The 993-nt window shown below is 40.8% G+C and carries 1 protein-coding gene; it reads left to right on the forward strand.

Going from position 1 to position 993, the window contains the following annotated elements:
- The first annotated feature begins 102 nt into the window (after positions 1-102).
- Positions 103-792: a gamma-glutamyl-gamma-aminobutyrate hydrolase family protein gene (locus ACESR9_RS10165; protein WP_049486542.1), complete on the forward strand. Its 690-nt coding sequence runs from the start codon at positions 103-105 to the stop codon at positions 790-792.
- Positions 793-993: the final 201 nt, after the last annotated feature.

The raw sequence follows: 993 nt of genomic DNA on the forward strand, positions 1-993 counted from the left end.
ACGCGATAAATATTATTTATCATCTCCTTTAAAAATACATATTAGACACGATCATTAATAGGTGATAAGATGAATGTATGAAATAATAAAGGAGGAATGAATATGTGCAGAACCATAGTAGGAGTATCCGCTAATCTCTGTCCGGTTGATCCGGAAGGGAAGAACCTTCATTCCTCCGTTTCCAGCCAGTTTGCAGAAGGGATTCGTCAAGCAGGCGGACTTCCAATGGTTATTCCGATGGGAGATATTTCCTTAGTCAAGGATTATGTTGAAACCATTGATAAATTGATCTTGAGTGGGGGCCAAAATGTGGAGCCGAGTCTTTATGGTGAAGAAAAAACTATCGAGAGCGACGATTACAACATCAAACGCGATCAATTTGAGCTTGCCCTACTGAAGGAAGCAGTACGCCAAAACAAACCGGTTCTAGGAATTTGCCGTGGGGTTCAGTTGATCAATGTGGCTTTTGGAGGAACACTCAACCAAGAGATCGAAGGGCATTGGCAAGGACTTCCGTTTGGGACTTCCCATTCTATCCAGACTAAAAAAGGCAGTGTGGTAGAACAGCTTTTTGGACAGGCCAGTCGGATTAATTCCGTGCACCGTCAAAGCATCAAGGATCTCGCACCAAATTTCCGTGCAACCGCCTTTGATCCGCGCGATCACACCATCGAAGCCATTGAAGCTGTAGATGGTCATCGCATTATGGGCTTGCAGTGGCACCCAGAATACTTGGTTAATGAAGAAAAAGGGAATTTAGAACTTTTTAAATACTTATTACAGGAATTATAAAAAAAGAGGTTGAAGTTGGGTCAACCTCTTTTTTAGTGCACATAGGATATTTTACTCCATGTTTTCCTGACTCTTATCGTTTGTGCTAACAGGTAAAAGACTAAAGATAGGGAGTTTTCCCAATGTATGTATGAAAGAATGAGATAGGATATTTCCTGATTCACAATAGGCGATAGATAAAGATAAAAAATATTTATAGCG

The organism is Streptococcus parasanguinis, assembly GCF_964238605.1.
In the GTDB taxonomy this organism is placed as follows: Bacteria; Bacillota; Bacilli; order Lactobacillales; family Streptococcaceae; genus Streptococcus; species Streptococcus parasanguinis_AJ.

What these genes read in the sequence shown, in the direction of transcription:
- ACESR9_RS10165 (WP_049486542.1), top strand. Translation starts at nt 103, where the DNA reads ATGTGCAGAACCATAGTAGGAGTATCCGCTAATCTCTGTCCGGTTGAT.